This window comes from Pseudomonas sp. D3 (assembly GCF_029320995.1).
GTDB lineage: Bacteria > Pseudomonadota > Gammaproteobacteria > Pseudomonadales > Pseudomonadaceae > Aquipseudomonas > Aquipseudomonas paraveronii.
This window is the reverse complement of sequence record NZ_CP119772.1, coordinates 820,660-839,689: the sequence shown is the minus strand read 5'-3', so window position 1 is coordinate 839,689 and position 19,030 is coordinate 820,660. Positions and strand designations below refer to the sequence as shown.

The window sequence follows — 19,030 nt, the reverse complement described above, 5'->3', positions numbered from 1 at the left end:
CAACGCCTTGCTGTCAGCGGGAACGCGAAGGGCCGTCATTTCCCACTGACAGCCGCAGGCCCGGTTTGAAACTGTTTGAGGAATTCAGCGGAGGGCGTCAACACCAGCATCGGCTGGCTCTCGGCCAAGGTCTGGCGGTAGGTTTGCAACGAGCGATACAACTTGTAGAACGCCGGGTCCTTGCTGAAGGCCAGCGATAAAATCTGGTTGGCATCGGCGTCCGCTTCACCATGGGTGATCGCCGCCTGGCGCTGGACTTCAGACAGCAACACAGTACGGTCGCGGTCGGCCTTGGCCTGGATCTGCTGCGCCCACTCGAAGCCCTGGGCACGCAATTCCTTGGCTTCGCGCTGGCGCTCGGACTTCATGCGATCGTAAATAGCCTGGCTGGCTTCGAACGGCAAATCCGCGCGGTGCAGGCGCACTTCGGTGACCTCAATCCCCAGGGACCGGGCTTTGTCGGCGACGTCTTTCTCGATGATGGCCACTTCGTCCCGACGTGCCGGTGACAATAACGAACGCAGGGCAACCTCACCCAACTCCCGGCGCACCGAGGAACTGACCATCTGCGTCAACTGCGCGTTGGCTTGATCAAGGGTGCCCACCGCCTGGTAGAACCGCAGAGGGTCGCTGATACGAAAACGCGTGAAGGTCTCCACTTCAATACGCTTCTGGTCGCCCAGAATCACCTGCTCGGCGGGAGACAATAAGGTTTGCAGGCGGCTGTCATAGAACACCACCGAATCACTGAACGGCACCTTGAATTTCAGCCCCGGCTCGCCGGCCACGCCCATCGGCGCACCAAAGCGGATAATCAGCGCCTGCTGCGACTCATCCACCACGTAGGCCGAAGACGCCAGCGCCCAGAGCGCCACCGCCGCGAGGGCCGCAGCCAACCACTTGAGTTTGCCGATCATGGTCGGGTGTCCTTCTGCACGGGTTTGCCCTGCTCGCTCAGCGGCATATAAGGCACCACGCCAGACATGCCTTTACCTGAAGAATCGATGATGACCTTGGACGCCTTCTTCAAGACTTCGTCCATGCTCTCCATGTACAAGCGCCAGGCGGTCACCTCCTTGGATTGAACGTAGCTGTTGTAGACCGACAGAAAGCGCTTGGCCTCACCGTCAGCCAGGTTGCCCACCTGGGCCTTGTAGGCTTCGGCGTCTTGGGTGATGCGCGCCGCATCGCCACGGGCCCGTGGGATCACATCGTTGGCGTAGGCTTCGGCTTCGTTGCGGGCACGCTCCTGGTCGGCACGGGCGCGTTGCACATCGTTGAACGCATCGATCACCTGGGGCGGCGGATCGACCCGCTGCAATTGCACCTGCGTGATCAGGATTCCGGCTTGTTCGTGGTCCAGCAGTTGCTGGAGCAGGTCGCGGGTTTCATCGGCAATCTGCGCCCGCTTGTCGGACATCACCGACTGGATCGGCGTGCGCCCGATGACTTCCCGCAGGGCGCTCTCGGCGGCCAATTTCACCGAGCGCTCAGGGTCGCTGATCTTGAACAGGTAGAAACGCGCATCTTTGATACGCCAGAACACCGTGCAATCGGCTTCGACGATATTCTCGTCGCCAGTCAGCATCTGCTTGTCCCGAGCGCCGTTACCGGCGGAGCTCAAGCCACTGGCGCCGCTGCCCAATTGCAGTTGGTTGACCTGAGTGATCCGGGGCAGCAGGACGGTTTCGATCGGATAGGGCAAGTGGTAGTGCAACCCCGATTCGGCGGTCTGCTGCCATCGGCCAAAGCGCAGCACAATGCCTTGCTCGTCGGGCTGCACCTTGTAGATGCCCGAACTGAGCCAGGCCAGCAGCAACAGCCCGCCGATCAAGACAAAACCGCGCCCGCGCAGATCCAGCAAGGCCAGGTTATAGCGGATTCGCTCGCGCAGCCGCAGCGTCGGGCTGCCAGGCGCCACAGGAAGAGAGGCGGGGCTATCGGTCATGCAGTTACTCCAGTCGTCAAACCACAGACGCCCCTATAGGGGCATGGCGCAGATTACCCGGCGCCATGCCCCTCATCGGGAGGGTTGGGCCAAGGCCGTTGTACAAAAAACACCCAGCGGCGCCCAAGCCTTGCTGGCCGTACCTCACAGCCAGCTACGCGCACCTTATCCACAGGGCGGTCCACAGTCTTTGGGGGCAAGTCGAAAACTGCTCAAGCCGCTATCTACAAGGCCTGCAGCACGTCCATGGAAGTTTTTTGCTTGACCCGCTCCCTGCGCTTATGTAGCCCTTCCTCCATCCTGGACATTAGAGCAGCGTAACGGGATGGCTCCAAGCCAGTAATTACGCCGCCTGCCGGAGTCTTTCCAGAGTTTAGTCACAGACTTATCCACAGGCTGGAACGACGTGCTTTGGTCATATTGCTGTTTCGATAAACAGGTTGACAAAACCTTCGACAGGTTACGAAAAACGCCCTGCTCAAAAACCGATCAACCCTCTGTAGCCCACGTAATCAAAGGCCTGCAGCCAGCTACTCCCACGTTACCCACAGGCCGTTCCACAGCAATCGGGGACAAGTCAAAATCATGACAAAACAAGTGTTTGCAGCGTCTTTATGCCGCGCGACAACAAGTCCCAAAATTGTTTTCCACAATTTCGAGATTAGGCGCCCGGCATAAAAAAACGCCCTGACTTGGAGCAAGTCAGGGCGTCTTTTCATGTGGGCCGCGTGTTTTTTAATGTCCGCCCAGATAAGCGTTACGCACCTCTTCATTCACCAGCAGCTCCTTACCGGTGCCTGTCAGGCGAATCTCGCCGTTGACCATCACATACGCCCGGTCTGACAGACGCAGCGCGTGGTTGGCGTTCTGCTCCACCAGGAAGATGGTCATCCCGGTGGCCGCCAGCTCGCGCAGGGTCGCGAAGATCTGCTTCACCACAATCGGCGCCAGGCCCAGGCTCGGTTCGTCCAGCAGCAGCAACTTGGGCCGGCTCATCAGTGCGCGGGCGATGGCGAGCATTTGCTGTTCGCCACCGGACATGGTCATCGCCCTTTGGTTACGCCGCTCCTTGAGCCGTGGGAACAGCTCGAACATGCGCTGCATGTCTTCCTGAGCGAACTTGTCGCCGATGGGGATGGTGCCCATCAGCAGGTTTTCCTCGACGGTCATGTCGGGGAACACCCGCCGACCTTCCGGCGACTGCGCGATGCCGTTGGACGCGATGTAGTGGGACGACTTTTGGGTGATGTCGACGCCGTTGTAAATGATCTGCCCGGACTCCGCCCGTGGCTGGCCGAAGATCGACATCAGCAGCGTGGATTTACCCGCGCCGTTGGAGCCGATCAGGCTGACGGTTTCGCCTTCGTTGATGTGCAGCGAGACTTTCTTCAGGGCCTGGATCGGCCCGTAGAACACGTCCAGGTCCTTGATTTCGAGGATAGGCCCGTTCATACAAGCTCCTCCTCATCGGCGCCGAGGTAGGCGGCAATCACTTTCGGGTCGTTGCGGATCGCGTCCGGCCCGCCCTCGGCAATCACGTTGCCGTGGTCGAGGACCACGATGTGGTCGGAAATACTCATCACCATGCCCATGTCGTGTTCGATCAGCACCACGGTGAGGTCGTGTTCGTCGCGCAGCAGGCGAATCATCGCGCTGAGGGCTTCGGTTTCCTGGGGGTTGAGGCCCGCTGCCGGTTCGTCGAGGCAGATGATCTGCGGCCGCGTACACATGGCGCGGGCGATTTCCAGGCGGCGCTGTTGGCCGTAGGAGAGCTCGCCGGCCAGGCGGTTGGCGCAGTCCACCAGGTCGACCACTTCCAGCCAGTAGAACGCGTGGTCGAGGGCGTCGCTTTCAGCCTTGCGGTAGCCCTTGGTGTTGAGGATGCCCGCGAGCATGTTGCGGTTGACCCACATGTGCTGGGCGACCAGCAGGTTTTCCAGCACCGACATTTCCTTGAACAGGCGAATGTTCTGGAAGGTCCGCGCCAGACCGGCGCGGTTCACCAGGTGGGTGCCGCCGAACATCTTGTAGTACACACGGCTGAAGAAACTTTTCGGCGAGACGAAATCGACGGCCTCGAAGCGTTCGCCGAGCAGTTGGATCACGTTGGTCTTCTGGCCGCGCACGTTGAGCTCAATCTTGCCGCCACTGGCTTTGTAGAAGCCGGTGAGGCAGTTGAACACCGTGGTCTTGCCGGCGCCGTTGGGGCCGATCAGGGCGAAGATCGAGTTGCGTTCGACCTTGAGGCTTACGTCGCTCAAGGCCTTGATGCCACCGAAGTGCATCATCAGATGTTCCACGGACAGGACGACTTCCTTGCTCATGGCGCCACTCCTTTACGTGGGGTCACACCGGTACGGCTGATCCGGATCAGGCCGCGCGGTCGCCAGATCATCATCACCACCATCAATACGCCAAACAGCAGCACGCGGTACTCGGAGAAGCTGCGCAGCAGTTCCGGCGCCACGGTCAAGACGAACGCCGCGATCACCACGCCGACCGTCGAGCCCATGCCGCCCAGTACCACGATGGCCAGGATCAGCGCCGACTCGAAGAAAGTGAACGACGACGGGTTGACGAAGCCCTGGTAGCTGGCAAAGAACACCCCGGCCAGACCGGCGGTGGACGCACCAATGGTGAAGGCCGAGAGCTTGACCAGCACGTGGTTCAGGCCCATGGAACGGCAGGCGATTTCATCTTCGCGCAAGGCTTCCCAGGCGCGGCCGACCGGCATGCGGGTCAGGCGATGCTTGATGTACAGCACGGCCAGCACCACCAGGAACAGCACGATATAGATGAACATGAACTTGATGTTGGGGTTGTAATCGATGCCGAAGAACTCGTGGAACGGAATCCCGCCATCCTTCGCTTTACGCCCGAACTCCAGGCCGAGGAAGGTCGGCGATGGCACCGGCATACCGTTTGGCCCGCCGGTGAACGACAGCCAGTTGTTCAGCACCAGGCGGATGATTTCGCCAAAACCCAGGGTCACGATTGCCAGGTAATCGCCGTGCATGCGCAACACCGGGAAGCCGAGTAGGCACCCCGCCAGCGCCGCCGCGATGGCCGCCAGCGGCAGCACCGTCCAGAAACCCAGGCCGAGGTATTGATACCCCAGCGCGAGGCCGTAGGCACCGATCGCGTAGAACGCCACGTAACCCAGGTCGAGCAAGCCGGCCAGGCCGACCACGATGTTCAGGCCCAGGCCGAGCAACACGTAGATCAGCCCGAGGATCACCACGGTGAGCAGGTACTTGTTGGCGAAGATCGGGAACACGATGGCGATCACGATCAGCGCCGGGATGATCCAGCGCAGCCGCGACTTGTAGTCCGGCGCCAGCACGTGGACGCCGGAACCGCTGCTCTCGAAGCCCTGCAGAATCTTCACGCCTTTGGGCGTTTGCAGGAACAGGCTGAGGGCGAAGCGACCGGCCATCACGATGGCGACCAGGATCGCCACGCGCGCAGGTTGCAGGTTGAAGCTGTAGCCGTCGAGCACCACGCCGACGATCGGACCGAACACGATCAACGCAATCAGCCCGGCGAGGACCGTATCGACCACACTTTTTTTGATATCAATCGATTTGGCAGCAGACATGTTTACACCTTCGCCACGAGTGGGCGACCAAGCAGGCCCTGGGGACGGAAAATCAGAATCACCACCAGCAGGGAGAAACTGAACACATCTTTGTAGTCAGAGTTGATCAACCCCGAGAACAGCGACTCCGAAATACCGAGGATGATCCCGCCCAGCATGGCCCCAGGCAGGGAACCGATGCCGCCGAGTACCGCTGCGGTGAAGGCCTTGATGCCGATGATGAAGCCGGCGTAGAAGTCGAACGTGCCGTAGTTGAGGGTGATCAACACGCCGGCCAGGGCCGCCATGGCGGCACCGATGACAAACACGTAGGAGATCACGCGGTCGGTGTTGATGCCCAGGATCGAGGCCATCTTGCGGTCTTGCTGGGTCGCGCGGCACATGCGGCCGAGCTTGGTGTACTTGATGATGTAGGTCAGCAAGGCCATGCCGGCGAAGGCAGCGACCAGGATGAAGACCTTGGTGTACGTCAACTGGACGAACCCGGTGCCGATATCGACGCGCCAAGCGCCGGCCAGCAGGGTCGGAATGCCTTGTTGCTTGGCGCCCTGGGCGATCTGCGCGTAGTTCTGCAGGATCAGGGAGATCCCGATGGCGCTGATCAGCGGTGCCAGTCGGGTGGAGTTACGCAGCGGTTTGTAGGCGACCCGTTCGATGACCCAACCGTAAACGCCGGTAACGACGACGGTGAAGACCAGAGTGCCGAGAATGAGCAGCGGGAAGGATTCGATGCCGAAGTAAGCCAGCAGTGCCAGACTGATCGCCGCGAGGTAAGCGGAAATCATATAAACCTCGCCATGGGCGAAGTTGATCATGCCAATGATGCCATAGACCATTGTGTAGCCGATGGCGATCAGGCCATAGACCGACCCGAGGGTCAGGCCGTTGACCAGTTGCTGCAGGAAAATACCATCCATAACGCAATCTCACGCGGTGAGAACCTGCACACCGCTAGGTGTGCGGTCCTTCTGGAGGAAAAGACAGATCTCAATAACAACACAGTCCCCCTGTGGGAGGGGGCTTGCCCCCGATGCGGTGGGTCAGTTACACATCTGTTGACTGGCACACCGCTATCGGGAGCAAGCCCCCTCCCACCTGGATTACTTCTGCTTTTCCAACTGGCGGTATTTGCCGTCTTTGTCCCACTGGTAAACCACGTAGTCGGAGATTTTCAGGTCGCCCTTGGCATCCCAGGTTTTTTCACCCATCACGGTTTTTACCGGGTGAGCCTTGAGCCACTTGGCAGCTTCTTCACCCTTGTTGGACTTGGCACCGTTGAAGCCGGCAGCCAGGGCCTGGACCGACGCGTAGGCATACAGGGTGTAGCCTTCTGGCTCGGTGCCGTTTTTACGGAACTCTTCAACCACCGCCTTGCTGTCCGGCAGCAGGCGCGGGTCGGCGCCGAAGGTCATGTACACGCCATCCACATATTGCTTGCCACCGGCGGTCGCCACCAGTTCGTCGGTCACGATGCCGTCGTCGGACATGAACTTCACGTCCTTGAGGCCCGCTTCACGAATCTGACGAACCAGCGGACCGGCTTCCGGGTGCAGGCCGCCGAAGTACACGACGTCGGCGCCCAGGGAGCGGATTTTGGTGACCAGGGCGCTGAAGTCTTTCTCGCCACGGGTCAGGCCTTCTTCCAGCACCGGTTTCACGCCGCGCTTGGTCAACTGGGCAGCGGTGGCGTCGGCCAAGCCTTTGCCGTAGGTGTCCTTGTCGTTGATGACCGCGACTTTCTTGCCCTTGAGCACGTCGACGATGTAGTCGCCGGCCACGATGCCTTGCTGGTCGTCACGTCCGCACATACGGAACATGGCGCCCAGGCCGCGTTCGGTGACCTGTGGGTTGGTGGAGCCCGGGGTGATTGCGATGATGCCGGCTTCGTCGTAGACCTCGGACGCCGGGATGGTGTTGGACGAGCAGAAGTGCCCGACCACGCCGATCACTTTGTCCTGGTCCGCCAGGCGGTTGGCCACAGCCACGGCCTGCTTGGGTTCACAGGCATCGTCGCCGGCAACCAGCTTGATCTGCTCACCGTTGATGCCGCCGGCCTTGTTGATGGCATCGGCTGCCGCCTGGGCGCCCTTCATGTACTGCTCACCGAAAGCGGCGTTAGCGCCCGTCATCGGCCCCGCCACGCCAATCTTCACATCAGCTTGAACAAACGCAGAAACACCCAGCGCCGCTGCAACGGCGAGGGCCAGAAAACCTTTCTTGTAAAACGTCTGGGACATGAGTGGTGCTCCGAGGTTTTTGTTTATTGGCACTACGTATTCACTGCAAACCTTCAACTAAAACTTTCAGTGAAAGCCCAGAGCAAGCCGCGTGCCATTACTTTTTTATTCTTCAAAAAGACACGGTGTCATTGTTATTGCAGGCGTTTCGGCGCCGTTCGTCAGTACGTGCAACCCTCTAACTTCAATAGGTGCAACCCATGGACCAAAAAAGTACAACCTCCACGGGTCGCACCTGCAACCGGACAGCCAAACGACACTTCCTACAGCTGTAACCATGCACGTAACGGAACTGCACATTTACAGTGCGTGATTGCTACAACTTGCACCAATACAGATGAGTAGCCGGCGAAGAACATGCCGGCTTCTGAGGGCTATTTCGCTGATCAGATCACGATCCGCAAGCATTGGCCGGCGTGATACAGCGAAAATCCGGCTTCATACAGGCAACTGCGCAGGCCCACCCCGGCCAGCGGTTGCATCGGCGCAAACGGAATCGGCAACGCCTGGGGATTCTGGTGACATAAGTAGTCGGCAAAGGCCTTGCCGACCACGCTGCCGGTGGTCACACCGCGGCCGTTGTAGCCGGTCACGGCCACCAGGCCGGGCGCGGGTTCGAACAAGCGCATCAGATGGTCCGGCGTGAACGCGATGCAGCCGGTCCAAGTGCATTCCCACTGCACCGATTTGAGGTACGGAAAGTAGTGCTGCTGCACCCGATCGGCCCACGCCTTGAGGAACCACGCCGGTTTCTGGTTGCCGTTGCCCAGGCTGCCGAGCAACAGGCGGCCATCGGCATCGCGGCGGATGCTGCTGAGCACCTGGCGTGTGTCCCAGGAACCCTGGCCGCCGGGGAGGATGTGTTTGGCCGCGTCGTCGGTCAGCGGCGCGGAGGCGACCTGGTAGTAATAGCCAGGGAAGAAATTGCGCCGCAGCGCAGTCCATTCGCCTTCGGTGTAGGCATTGGAGGCGATCACCACTTGTGCAGCCTGCACCGCACCGTTCGCGGTCTGCACCGACCAATTCGCACCTTGGCGTTCCAACTGCGTGACGGGGGAATGGTCGAAAAGCTGCCCGCCCAACCCCACGGCCGCGTTGGCCAGACCGCTGGTATAGGCCATCGGGTTCAAGGTGCCGGCACGTCTATCCAGCAACGCAGCGGCGATTTTTTTAGTCCCGGTGGCTTGCTCGCAGGCCGCGCCGGTGAGCAATTCAACCGGCGCGCCACGGCGCTGCCATTGTTCTTCACGACTGCGCAAATCCGCCTCGCCCCGGGCGTTGTGCGCCATGTGCAAAGTGCCCTCGCGGCGCAATTGGCAATCGATGTTGTATTTGTCGACCAGGCTGAACACCAGCGACGGCGCCGCACCCAGCATACGGTTGAGCTGGCTGCCCACCGCCTCGCCGAAACCGGCTTCGATCTCGTCCGGGGGAATCCACAGCCCGGCGTTGACCAGCCCGACATTGCGCCCCGACCCGCCATGGCCGGTGCGATGGGCTTCGAGCACGGCGACAGTTTTACCCTGTTCCAGCAAGTGAATGGCCGCCGACAAACCGGTAATCCCGGCGCCGATCACGCACACATCCACCGTCACTTCACCCTTGAGCGCGGCGCGATCCGGCCGGCCAGGGGTGAGTTGTTCCCACAAACATGTTTCGCGCAGTGCCATTGCCAGACTCCGATGAGACCTAACAAACATCTATTCCGAACTGCAAATGAGGTCAAATGCGGGAGGGGCTTGCTCCCGATGGCAGTGGATCAGCTTTACATCTGTTGACTGACACACCGCCATCGGGGGCAAGCCCCCTCCCACCTTTTTAACCGTGTTTCGACAGGTAATCAGTCGAAGGTGATGCCCTGGGCCAGCGGCAGTTCCAGCGAGTAGTTCACGGTGTTGGTCTGGCGACGCATGTACCCACGCCACGCATCCGAACCCGACTCACGCCCGCCGCCCGTTTCTTTCTCACCGCCAAACGCGCCGCCGATTTCTGCGCCGCTCGGGCCGATGTTGACGTTGGCAATGCCGCAGTCGCTGCCCACCGCCGACATGAACTGCTCGGCTTCGCGCACATCGGTGGTGAAGATGCACGACGACAGGCCTTGCGGCACGGCGTTGTTCAGGCGCAGGGCTTCGGCGAAGTCGCTGTAGCCAACCACGTACAGGATCGGCGCGAAGGTTTCAGTGCAGACCACGTCGCTTTGCTCCGGCATTTCCACAATCGCCGGCGACACGTAGTAGGCATTCGGGAATTTGTCTTCCAACTGGCGCTTGCCGCCGAACACCTTGCCGCCTTCGCTCAGGGCTTGCTCCAGGGCGTCCTGCATGCTGTCGAAGCCGTGCTTGTCGATCAGCGGGCCGATCAGGTTGCCTTCCAGCGGGTGGCCGATGCGCACCTTGGAATAGGCGGCCTTGAGGCGGGTGACGATTTCTTCCTTGACCGATTCATGCGCGATCAGCCGGCGCAGCGTGGTGCAGCGCTGCCCAGCGGTGCCGACGGCGCTGAACAGGATGGCGCGCACGGCCATGTCCAGGTCGGCGCTTGGGCCGAGGATCATCGCGTTGTTGCCGCCCAGTTCGAGAATGCTGCGGGCAAACCGCGCGGCGACTTTCGGCGCCACTTCACGGCCCATGCGGGTGCTGCCGGTGGCGCTGATCAGCGCGACACGCGGGTCATCCACCAGCGCCGCACCGGCCTCGCGGCCGCCGATGATCACTTGGCTCAGGTATTGCGGCGCGTCGTTGAATTTTTTCAGCACGCGCTCGAACAGCGCCTGGCAGGCCAGGGCGGTCAGCGGGGTCTTTTCCGACGGTTTCCAGATCACGGCGTTGCCGCACACCAGGGCCAAGGTGGTGTTCCACGCCCACACCGCCACCGGGAAGTTGAACGCGCTGATCACGCCGACCACGCCCAGCGGGTGCCAGGTTTCACGCATGTGGTGACCGGGGCGCTCAGAGGCGATGGTCAAGCCATACAACTGGCGCGACAGGCCGACGGCGAAGTCGCAGATGTCGATCATTTCCTGCACTTCACCCAGGCCTTCCTGGGTGATCTTGCCGGCTTCCCAGGAGACCAGTTCGCCCAGGTCGGCCTTGTATTCGCGCAACACGTCGCCGAGCTGGCGCACCAGCTCGCCGCGACGCGGGGCCGGCACTTTGCGCCAGGCCTCGAATGCATGCTCGGCACGACTGACCTGTTGCTCCACCTCGGCGGCACCTTCCCAGTTCACACTGCCGATACGGCTGCCATCGATCGGCGAATGCACGGGTTGTTTCCCCGCTTGGTACAGCGCCGGGTTTACCCCGAGACGATCAAGCAATGCGGCGACCATGGGTCACTCCTTCAATCTACAAACAGAAAAATTGCGCCGCAGCCCGCACGGCGATCCAAGGCTTATTTGTAGCTGCCCCAAGACTTGCCAACAAACGACGATTAGGCGAGATATCATTCCGTTTATTCATGCAAAGAACAAAACGAGGCGTGCCGTGCAGAACAAAAGACATTTGCCCTCGATCACTGCCCTGCAGTGTTTCGAAGCCGCCACCCGCCACCTGAGCTTCACCCGCGCCGCCGAGGAGCTGAACCTTACGCAAAGCGCGGTGAGCAAACAGGTGGCGCAGTTGGAAGAACTGCTGCAGCACCTGCTGTTTCGCCGGGTACGCCGACGCTTGCAAATGACCCCGGCGGGTAATTTGTATTTGGTGGAAGTGCGCAAAATCCTCACGCAGGTGGAGATGTCCACCCATTACCTGCGCTCCTACGGCGGCGAGACCGAAGTATTACGCGTGTCCACGCCCTACACCTTCGGCGCCCGCTGGCTGGTGCCGCGCCTCAAGGGCTGGCGCTTGCGTCACCCGCAGATCCACCTGGACCTGTGCAACGAACAGGAACCGGACGAGCTGCTGCAAGGCAAGGCCGATATGGCGTTCTACTTCGGCCAAGGCTCACGCCCCGGCACCGAGAGCCTGAAACTGTTCAGCGAAGAACTGATCCCCGTGTGTGCCCCGGAAAGCCTGCCCGCGCAGCCATTCACCGACCCCACGCAACTGAGCAGCCTGGTGCTGCTGCAAAACGCCTCGCGGCCCCAGGGCTGGCATGACTGGTTCGCCGACCAGGGCTTTCACACCGAGCACAGCTATCACGGGCCGCGCTTCGACACCTTCTATATGTGCATTCGTGCAGCGCAGGTGGGCTGTGGCGTGGCGCTGTTGCCGCGGTTCCTGGTGGAAGAAGAGCTGGCCGACGGTAAGTTGGTGATCCCCTGGCAGCATGCGATGCCGAGCCAGGATGCGTATTACCTGGCGTACCCCGAGCATTCGGCGGAGGTGCCCAAGGTGCGGGAGTTTGTGAAGTGGATGATGGAGCAGGTGTGAACCTGTGTTGTCTGCAGCCCCCTCCCACATTTGAAACGCATTCCAACCTGTGGGAGGGGGCTTGCCCCCGATAGTGCCTGTGGCCTCACTGAAAAAATCACTGGCAAAACCCCACAGGTCTATGCGCCACTAGCCCCCTTCCCTAATTGTGCGTAAAGGTCGGCGCCCGTCGCCGTCCCGTCTGGAGATTCCCGTTATGAGCGAGAGTGTGTTTGCCGATCGAATCGTGCAGAACCTGCTCGACACCGACTTCTACAAGCTGACCATGATGCAGGCGGTGCTGCACAACTACCCCAACGTGGAAGTTGAATGGGAGTTTCGTTGCCGCAACAGTGAAGACCTGCGCCCGTACCTGGCGGAGATCCGCTACCAGATCGAGCGCCTCGCCGAGCTGAGCCTGAGCCCTGACCAACTGGGTTTCCTGGAACGCATCAGCTTCATGAAACCGGACTTTTTGCGTTTCCTCGGCTTGTTCCGCTTCAATCTGCGCTATGTCCACACCGGCATCGAAAACGGCGAGCTGTTTATCCGCCTGCGCGGGCCGTGGCTGCATGTGATCCTGTTTGAAGTGCCGATGCTCGCGATCATCAGCGAAGTGCGTAACCGCTACCGCTACCAGTCCGTGACCCTGGAGCAGGCCCGCGAGCAGTTGTACCGCAAGTTCGACTGGCTGACCGCTAACGCCAGCAGCGACGAGCTCTCCGAGCTGCAGGTGGCGGACTTCGGCACGCGCCGACGCTTCTCCTACCGCGTGCAGGAAGAAGTGGTGAGCGTGCTCAAGCATGACTTCCCCGGCCGGTTTGTCGGCACCAGTAACGTCCACCTGGCCCGCGAGTTCGATATGAAACCGCTGGGCACCATGGCCCATGAATGGATCATGGCCCACCAGCAACTCGGCCCGCGCCTGATCGACAGCCAGATCGCTGCCCTTGATTGCTGGGTCCGCGAATACCGCGGCCTGCTGGGTATCGCCCTGACCGATTGCATCACCACCGATGCCTTCCTCGGCGACTTCGACTTGTACTTCGCCAAGCTGTTCGACGGCCTGCGCCACGACTCCGGCGACCCGGTGCAATGGGCAGAAAAAGCCATCGCCCACTATCACAAGCTGGGCATCGAGCCGATGAGCAAGACCCTGGTGTTCTCCGACAGCCTGACGCTGCCCAAGGCCCTGGAGATATTCCGGGCGCTGCGCGGTCGAATCAATGTGAGCTTTGGCATCGGCACCAACCTGACCTGCGATATTCCAGGTGTGGAACCGATGAGCATTGTGCTTAAAATGACGGCCTGCAATGGCCAGCCCGTCGCGAAGATCTCCGATGAAGCGGGCAAGACCCACTGCACCGACCCGAATTTCGTCGCCTATTTGCGGCACGTTTTCAAAGTACCTGCCCTTTCCAGCAAGGAGTGAATCATGCAAGCCGTACAGCGTGAGATTGCGCAGCAGCTCAAGGTTCAAGCACCGTTCAAAGACCAGGCCGCCCTTGAGTCCGAAATCGCCCGGCGCGTGACCTTTATCCAGGACTGCCTGCGCAATTCAGGGCTCAAGACATTGGTGCTGGGCATCAGCGGTGGCGTCGACTCCCTGACCGCAGGCCTGCTGGCCCAACGCGCCATGCAGGAACTGCGTTCCAGTACCGGCGACGAAGGCTACCGTTTTATCGCCGTGCGCCTACCCTACGAAACCCAGTTCGATGAAATCGACGCCCAGGCCTCGGTGGACTTTATCGAACCGGACGAGCGCCACACCGTGAACATCGGCCCGGCGGTGAAATGCCTGGCCAATGAAGTGGCGGCGTTTGAAGGCAAGGCTGCGGTATCGCGTGATTTTGTGCTGGGCAACACCAAGGCGCGCATGCGCATGGTCGCGCAGTACACCATCGCCGGCGCAGCCAGTGGCCTGGTGATCGGCACCGACCATGCGGCGGAAGCGGTGATGGGCTTTTTCACCAAATTCGGCGATGGCGCCTGCGATCTGGCACCGTTGAGCGGGTTGGTGAAGAATCAGGTGCGGGCGATTGCGCGGCACTTCGGGGCGCCGGAGTCGCTGGTGGAGAAGGTCCCGACCGCCGACCTGGAAGACCTCTCGCCGGGCAAGCCGGACGAGGCGTCACATGGCGTGACCTATGCCGAGATCGATGCGTTCCTGCACGGCGAGCCAGTGCGGGAGGACGCGTTCAGGATCATCTGCGAGACGTATCGCAAGACCGAGCACAAGCGGGTGATGCCGTTTGCGCCGTGAGGTGAACCAGATAGTTTTGTGTTGATTGTCAGGCAGCCATCGGGGGCAAGTCGAATCGTCGCACCGCCCCTCCCACATTCGAAATGCATTCCAAGTGTGGGAGGGGGCTTGCCCCCGATGAACGATAACGCGGTCTTACTTGACGACCACAGTGCCTTTCATCATCGCAATGTGGCCCGGGAACGAGCAGAAGAACGCATAGTCAGTGCCCGCTTTCAGCTTGGACACATCAAAGCTCACCGAATCTTTCTCGCCAGCACCAATCACCTTGGTGTGGGCGATGATGCGCTCGTCGCCTTCTTTCAGGTAGTTCTTGTCGAGGCCGGCAGCCATGCCGTCGGTCGCAACCGGTTGCATGTCGGCGGCGCTGGCCAGCACCCAGTTATGACCCATGACGTTTTTCGGCAAGCTGCCGGAGTGAGTCAGCTCGACGGTGAACGTCTTGCAGCTCTTGTCGATCACGATTTCCTTGGTGTTGTAGGACATCTGGTCGGTAGAGTCGACGGTGACCTTGCACTCTGCAGCAAGCAACTGGCCACTTGCCAGAGTCAGCAGGGAAACAGCAACGAGTTTGGCAAACATGTGAATCTCCAAGGCAGGGTTTTAAAAGCGCGTATTGCGACAAGCGTGCCTGAGACAGGCAGAAATTCTTATGACCTGAATCAACAGATTGTATACAACTTTAGGCTATCAGACTTATCGACACAATCAACCAGCCAAAGTGCCACAGCCCGCCTATGATCGGTCCATCACCCACTGGAGTACGGATCATGCACCTCAATCATCTATTCAGCGGTCTGTTGGCCGCATACGCCTGCGGTAAGTGAAGGCCAAGCGCGCCGCGAAGCTGCTACCATAGCGACCCAAGGCAGCTGCGCGCCGCCCACCCTCACCTTCGACCCTAGAGGATCGCCCATGGCCAAACCTAATTACTCCTTCGCCAAACGTCAAAGAGACTTGGCCAAGGAACAGAAGAAAGACGAAAAGCTGCAACGCAAGAAAGCCGCTGCAGATGAAGAGGCCGGCGCATTGAACCCGGATGCGGAAGGCGAAGTGACAACCGACGACACCGAAACACCGAAAGACCCGGCGCCAGACGCCTGAGAAACACCGGATTCTGATCATTCCCGCAGCCTGCGCGGGGATGATCTTTACTCCAGCGGCATCACCGTCACCCGCACTTCCGGGTCATGGCTCCCTCCCCCCAGAATCACCCCACGCAACGGCGAAACATCGGAGAAGTCCCGGCCCCAGGCCAGGGTGATGTGCTCCAGTGCCGGCTGCACATTGTTGGTCGGATCAAAGTCCACCCAGCCCAACACCGGGCAATACACCGAAATCCACGCATGGGACGCATCCGCGCCGATCATCCGTGGCTGGCCGGGCGGTGGCTGGGTCAGCAGGTAGCCGCTGATATAGCGCGCCGCCAGGCCCCGTGAGCGCAGGCAGGCGAGCATCAGGTGAGCGAAGTCCTGGCACACGCCGCGTCGGCGCTCGAGCACTTCCACCAGCGGCGTGGCGACTTGGGTGGCTTCGGCATCGAAGGTGAATTCGCCGAAGATTTTTTCCATCAGGGCCTGGGCTCCCAGCAGCAACGGACGGCCAGGAGGGAAACAGCTTTCGGAGAAATCGACGAAGGTTTTCTTCAAATGCACGTAGGGCGATTCGAAACGAAAGCGACAGGCTTCGATCAACGCCGGTGACAGCGGCTGGCTGCTGTAGGTCAGGCTGTCGCGGGTTTGGTCCCAGGCCAACGACTGTTGGAAATCCAGCAGCGGCCGCGCCAGCACTTCCACGGTCAGCCCGGCGTTCACCAACAATTCATCATGGGGCCGCTCGAACGCCAGGCGGGTGATCGGGTTGCCGAACACGTCCAGCTCATCGCGGCGCGACGACGGCAACGGGCTGATATCCAACTGCTGCGAGGTGCAGCGCTGCCAGGCGCATGGCCGTGGCCACAGATGCGCCAACTGCTGGGCCAGGGACACTGGGCTGTCGTAGTGGTAATGGGTATCGTGAAAAATCTGATAGCGCGCACTCATCACACCGACACCGTTCGCTGGCTGACATCATCCACATGGGCAAAATGGCGCAAGGCCAGGCGATCCGACACTTGCCCGCTCTCATCGGCGACCGCTTGCAGCAGGTCGGCCAGGCCGTCCAACGCGGCACGCACGCTGGCCTCGCCAAACAGCGAGTTTTCCAGGCAACCCAGGTCGAACCGCGCAAGGCGCTCGACCAAAGGCGCCAGGCCGGTTTCCCGGGGCACCGCGAAATCGTCGTTGAGGCGACGCAAGGTGCGGCTCACCAGCTTCAACTGGAACAGCACGGCGTGGGGGTTCTGCTCATCCAGCAGCAACAAGTCGAGCACCGGGATCAGTTGCGGCACCGCCAGGTAGCGCGAGCGGTAGGTGATGCTGCTGTTGCCCAGTTCCAGCAACCACTCCAGCCCAGCTTGATCGAACACCACCACGCCACGCAGGAACGCCGCGAGGCTGCTGCTGAGAAACTGCAGACGCTCGATGCGCCGACCCATCATCAGAAAGCGCCAGCCTTCGTCGCGGGTCATGTCGTCCAGGGCAAACCCGGACAACGCCGCCAGGGACATCACCAGGCGATTGAGGAAGTCCAGCAACTCGCCAAAGTCCGGGGTTTCGCTTTCCAGCTCCAGGGCTTCGCGTTGCAGCTCCACCAGGGCCTGCCAGTTCTCCCGGGACAACTTACCGCGCACCTGGGACGCGGCCCACTGCAAGCGCTGCAGGTTGGCGCGCAGGCTCGACGGCCAGTCGTCGCCGAGCAAGGCCGCGAGCAGGCGCTCGGGCAACTCGCCCTCCTCCGGCAGCAAGTGCAGGCTTTCGCCCAGCTCGACCGCCGCCTGCAACGCCAGCGGATCGTCGCCGTCGACATAGCGCGCCAACACGATGCGCAGCCAGCGCGCGCTGTCATCGCAGCGCTCGCAATAACGGCCAAACCAAAACAGGTTTTCCACCACCCGCGACGGCAGATAAGGGTCGCGGCGTACCAGGTCATGGGCGCCGATCGGCCGCTGCGCGCGCCAGTGCTCGCTGCCGGCTGCGCGTTCGCCGAGCACCCAGGTGTCCTTGCTCGCGCCGCCGCGTTGCATCGAAACGACCTCGGCATCGGCATCGGCTGCCACGCGGGTCAGGCCGCCGGGCAATACCCGGTAACCGTCAGCGCTGGCCACGGCGTAGACGCGCATGCCGATGGCGCGGTGTTGCAGGTGATCCTCGACGGTGTGCCACACCGGCGCCTGGGACAGCTGCGCCAGCTCCTGGGCGACATACGCGTAAGGCCGTGCGCGCATGCGCTCGGCCAGGGCCTGGCGTTGTTCGTCATCCAGGTCGCGACCGAAAATCGGATTAAAACTTTGCGAAGGGAATGCCGGCTTGATCAGCAGCTCGGGCAGTTTCTCCAGGGCTTCGGTAAGCACCGGCGCTTCGCCGCACCACCACGTTGCAATGGACGGCAGGATCAGTTCTTCGCCAAACAAAAACTCATTGATCTTCGGCAGAAAGCCCAACAGGCCAGGGGACTCCAGCACACCGCTGCCCAGGGCATTGGCCACCAACACGTTACCTTGGCGCGCGGCGTCGAGCAGGCCGGGCACGCCGAGGGCCGAGTCGGTGCGCAGCTCAAGAGGGTCGCAGAAATCGTCGTCCAGGCGGCGCATGATCGCGTGTACCCGGCGCAGGCCGCTGAGGGTTTTCAGGAACACCGTGCTGTCGCGCACCGTGAGGTCGCCGCCTTCCACCAGCGGGTAGCCGAGCTGGCGGGCGAGGTACAGGTGTTCGAAATAGCTTTCGTTGAAACGCCCGGGCGTGAGCAGCACGATCAATGGCGGTTGCTCATCGCTGGGCGCCTGGCGTGCCAGGGTTTCCTGCAGGGTGCGAAAGAAACCGGTGAGGTGCTGCACCTGCAGGTCGCGGTACAGATCCGGAAAGGCACGCGACACGATGGTGCGGTTTTCCAGCGCATAACCGGCGCCGGACGGGGCCTGGGTGCGGTCGGCGGTGACCCACCAGCGGCCATCTGGGGTGCGCGCCAAATCGACGGCATACAGGTGCAAAAACGCGCCGTCGGGCGGCTGGATGCCCTGGCACGGCCAGAGGAAGTTGTTATGCCCGAACACCAGTTCGGCCGGCAGCAAGCCTTCCTTGATCAAGCGTTGCGGGCCGTAAAGGTCCGCCAGCACCGCGTTGAGCAGCCGCGCACGCTGGGCGATGCCGGCCGACAAGTGCAGCCATTCATCGGCCGCCAGCACGTGGGGCAGCAGGTCCAGTTCCCACGGGCGATCAGCGCCCTTGGGATCGGCGTAGACGTTGTAGGTCACGCCGTTTTCCTGGATCTGCCGGGTCAGCAACGCCTGGCGCTGGGCCAGTTGCGCGGGGGTGCTGCGTTGCAGGTGGTCGAGCAGGCGCTGCCAATGAGCACGCACCGCGCCGCTATCGTCCAGCAGTTCGTGATAAGTGCCCGCGGTCAGCGGGTAACGGTCGAGCAAGTCGGACATGGAACGCTCGGCAGAGGCAAGGGGGCTCAGATTAACCTAACAAACACTGCAAATCCTTTGTGGGAGGGGGCTTGCTCCCGATTGCGGTGGGTCAGTCAACTCAT

The 19,030-nt window shown here is 61.3% G+C and carries 16 protein-coding genes; 4 read left to right on the top strand and 12 right to left on the bottom strand.

Features of this window, described 5'->3' with window-relative positions; translation table 11 throughout:
* Positions 1-35: 35 nt before the first annotated feature.
* From P3S72_RS03600 to P3S72_RS03560, 9 genes are all read right to left on the bottom strand, one after another.
* A complete protein-coding gene (locus P3S72_RS03600) occupies positions 36-917 on the bottom strand; it encodes a protease modulator HflC (protein ID WP_276196261.1) in 882 nt (293 codons plus the stop codon).
* Positions 914-1,948 (bottom strand): FtsH protease activity modulator HflK, encoded by a 1,035-nt coding sequence (hflK, locus tag P3S72_RS03595; protein WP_276196259.1) that lies wholly within the window; start codon positions 1,946-1,948, stop codon positions 914-916. Before hflK ends, P3S72_RS03600 begins: the two co-directional genes overlap by 4 nt.
* 735 nt (positions 1,949-2,683) lie before the next feature.
* Positions 2,684-3,400, bottom strand: a complete 717-nt coding sequence (locus tag P3S72_RS03590; protein WP_276196258.1) for an ABC transporter ATP-binding protein — start codon at positions 3,398-3,400, stop codon at positions 2,684-2,686.
* Positions 3,397-4,272, bottom strand: coding sequence for an ATP-binding cassette domain-containing protein (locus tag P3S72_RS03585; RefSeq protein ID WP_247397735.1), 876 nt, complete (start codon positions 4,270-4,272; stop codon positions 3,397-3,399). Before P3S72_RS03585 ends, P3S72_RS03590 begins: the two co-directional genes overlap by 4 nt.
* Positions 4,269-5,546, bottom strand: a complete 1,278-nt coding sequence (gene livM / locus P3S72_RS03580) for a high-affinity branched-chain amino acid ABC transporter permease LivM (RefSeq protein ID WP_276196256.1) — start codon at positions 5,544-5,546, stop codon at positions 4,269-4,271. The genes P3S72_RS03585 and livM overlap by 4 nt, the downstream gene beginning before the upstream one ends.
* Before the next feature lie 2 nt (positions 5,547-5,548).
* On the bottom strand, positions 5,549-6,463 hold the full coding sequence (locus tag P3S72_RS03575) for a branched-chain amino acid ABC transporter permease (protein WP_048727385.1): 915 nt from the start codon (positions 6,461-6,463) through the stop codon (positions 5,549-5,551).
* A 183-nt stretch (positions 6,464-6,646) separates the two neighbouring features.
* Complete coding sequence (locus P3S72_RS03570) at positions 6,647-7,783, bottom strand: branched-chain amino acid ABC transporter substrate-binding protein (RefSeq protein WP_276196254.1); 1,137 nt, start codon at positions 7,781-7,783, stop codon at positions 6,647-6,649.
* 386 nt (positions 7,784-8,169) lie between these two features.
* On the bottom strand, positions 8,170-9,453 hold the full coding sequence (locus P3S72_RS03565) for an FAD-binding oxidoreductase (RefSeq protein ID WP_276196252.1): 1,284 nt from the start codon (positions 9,451-9,453) through the stop codon (positions 8,170-8,172).
* Between the two features lie 170 nt (positions 9,454-9,623).
* Positions 9,624-11,114: an aldehyde dehydrogenase family protein gene (locus P3S72_RS03560; protein ID WP_276196251.1), complete on the bottom strand. Its 1,491-nt coding sequence runs from the start codon at positions 11,112-11,114 to the stop codon at positions 9,624-9,626.
* 154 nt (positions 11,115-11,268) lie between these two features.
* Here P3S72_RS03560 and P3S72_RS03555 point away from each other — a divergent pair, with 154 nt between their 5' ends.
* The 3 genes from P3S72_RS03555 to nadE all read left to right on the top strand — a co-directional run bounded on the left by P3S72_RS03555 (position 11,269) and on the right by nadE (position 14,398).
* Positions 11,269-12,156 carry a LysR substrate-binding domain-containing protein gene (locus P3S72_RS03555; RefSeq protein ID WP_276196250.1) on the top strand — a complete coding sequence of 296 codons (888 nt, stop codon included), beginning with the start codon at positions 11,269-11,271 and terminating at the stop codon, positions 12,154-12,156.
* A 196-nt stretch (positions 12,157-12,352) separates the two neighbouring features.
* Positions 12,353-13,567: a nicotinate phosphoribosyltransferase gene (pncB, locus tag P3S72_RS03550; RefSeq protein ID WP_276196249.1), complete on the top strand. Its 1,215-nt coding sequence runs from the start codon at positions 12,353-12,355 to the stop codon at positions 13,565-13,567.
* Positions 13,568-13,570: 3 nt separating this feature from the next.
* Positions 13,571-14,398: an ammonia-dependent NAD(+) synthetase gene (gene nadE, locus P3S72_RS03545; RefSeq protein ID WP_276196247.1), complete on the top strand. Its 828-nt coding sequence runs from the start codon at positions 13,571-13,573 to the stop codon at positions 14,396-14,398.
* A gap of 135 nt (positions 14,399-14,533) precedes the next feature.
* On the opposite strand, the gene azu is transcribed toward nadE, so the two are convergent.
* Positions 14,534-14,980, bottom strand: a complete 447-nt coding sequence (azu, locus tag P3S72_RS03540) for an azurin (RefSeq protein ID WP_276196245.1) — start codon at positions 14,978-14,980, stop codon at positions 14,534-14,536.
* A gap of 333 nt (positions 14,981-15,313) precedes the next feature.
* On the opposite strand from azu, the gene P3S72_RS03535 reads away from it, so the two are divergent.
* Positions 15,314-15,502, top strand: coding sequence for a hypothetical protein (locus P3S72_RS03535; RefSeq protein ID WP_276196243.1), 189 nt, complete (start codon positions 15,314-15,316; stop codon positions 15,500-15,502).
* Positions 15,503-15,549: 47 nt separating this feature from the next.
* Here P3S72_RS03535 and P3S72_RS03530 read toward each other — a convergent pair whose 3' ends face one another.
* Both P3S72_RS03530 and P3S72_RS03525 read right to left on the bottom strand, forming a co-directional pair.
* A complete protein-coding gene (locus tag P3S72_RS03530) occupies positions 15,550-16,440 on the bottom strand; it encodes a transglutaminase family protein (protein WP_247405602.1) in 891 nt (296 codons plus the stop codon).
* A complete protein-coding gene (locus P3S72_RS03525) occupies positions 16,440-18,926 on the bottom strand; it encodes a circularly permuted type 2 ATP-grasp protein (protein WP_276196240.1) in 2,487 nt (828 codons plus the stop codon). The genes P3S72_RS03530 and P3S72_RS03525 overlap by 1 nt, the downstream gene beginning before the upstream one ends.
* Positions 18,927-19,030: the final 104 nt, after the last annotated feature.